The following is a 1,455-nucleotide window of genomic DNA, read 5'->3' as shown; positions in this document are numbered from 1 at the left end:
ATTTGATTGAATGCTTCTTTGGAAAAATCAAGAACTTTAGAGGTGTTTTTTCTCGATTTGACAAGACTGCTGAGGTTTTTATGGGTTTTTTTTAAACTTCGTTGGTTCTCTCATACGGCTTCTCTAAAATTTTGTTCACAGAGACTAGATCCATAACTGAAGAAGTTGCATTGTATGTTGCATTATCTGTATTTTATCAGCACAATACAAAAGTAATATAATGCAGATATTATGCCGATGCAGTTTATACCAAACTATGCAATTACCTCCAAGATTGCTAGCTGTCTCATGAGAATCGGAGCAGCAAAAGAAAAAGTGTTGCATTTGCCACTCACTGTATCAATGCTCTCGTCTCTTCGTGAAACTGCACGGCTCTATACCACACACTATTCCACTATGATTGAAGGAAATCGACTTGAGCCTAAACAGATTGAAGAGATTTTAAAACATAAAGGTCACTTTCCAAAGTATCAGAGAGATGAAAATGAAGTTAAAGGATATTACGCAGCTTTAACCCAAATTGAACAATGGGCAGCAAGGGGAATACCTATTACTGAAAAAACTATTCAAACACTACATGCCCTAGTAATGGCAGGTGGAAAATCTAAGGTGAAACCAACCCCTTATCGAGATGGTCAAAACGTTATTCGTGACAGTCGCACACGTGCAATAATTTATATGCCACCAGAAGCAAAGGATGTGCCAAAGTTCATGAGCAGTATGGTAGATTGGGTTTGTGACAGCGAACAAGTACCTTGTCCAATTATTGCAGGTATCGCGCATTATCAATTTGTAACAATTCACCCTTACTATGATGGTAATGGTCGTACTGCGAGATTGCTGACTACATTAATTTTATACCTTGGTGGATATGACCTAAAGGGACTTTACTCATTGGAAGAATATTACGCTAAAAATCTTGAGGCGTATTACACAGAACTGACCAGGCTGATCTCATACGCAAACTTGACCCTAAACAGCGTAGGGCTCTTGAGCTCTTCGGGTAATTTTCGACTATCACAGCTAGTCAAATAGGCAAATTATTTAATTTTAAACCTCGTACCAGTGCGCAACTTTGTAAAAAGTGGGTAGGAATGGGATTTATTGAAGTTGTAGACTTTTCCAACAGAGGAAGAAAATACAAGCTTAGCAAGCAATATGAAGATTTGATCTCAAACTAACCGAAGCATTAACTGAAGAAATCAGAGTTGCTTTGGAAGAGTTGTTTGTAAACGTTGCATTATCTGCATTTTATCGGTGTACTATACTGAATTTCAGCGTCATGCGCACAGCTATACGAACATTGCAATTAGCAGGTAATTTGCGTAACAGACGGTGTCATCCTAGTGCTCCGACACTGGGATGGCTTTGTTGCATGGCAACTTATGCTGTGGTGATTTATGATAAATTCATGTAACCATTTCAAATTTAGCCATGCCAATGTCAGTAAATTTA

At 38.1% G+C, this 1,455-nt stretch carries 1 protein-coding gene; it reads left to right on the top strand.

Going from position 1 to position 1,455, the window contains the following annotated elements; genetic code table 11:
• The first annotated feature begins 237 nt into the window (after nucleotides 1–237).
• Entirely contained in the window at nucleotides 238–1,035 is a 798-nt protein-coding gene (locus GO685_RS05225) for a Fic family protein (protein WP_246226440.1), read from the top strand.
• Nucleotides 1,036–1,455: the final 420 nt, after the last annotated feature.

Source organism: Wolbachia endosymbiont of Madathamugadia hiepei (genome assembly GCF_013366855.1).
GTDB lineage: Bacteria > Pseudomonadota > Alphaproteobacteria > Rickettsiales > Anaplasmataceae > Wolbachia.
Note: the sequence above shows the minus strand (reverse complement) of the source record. Positions and strands in the feature narration are given on the sequence as shown.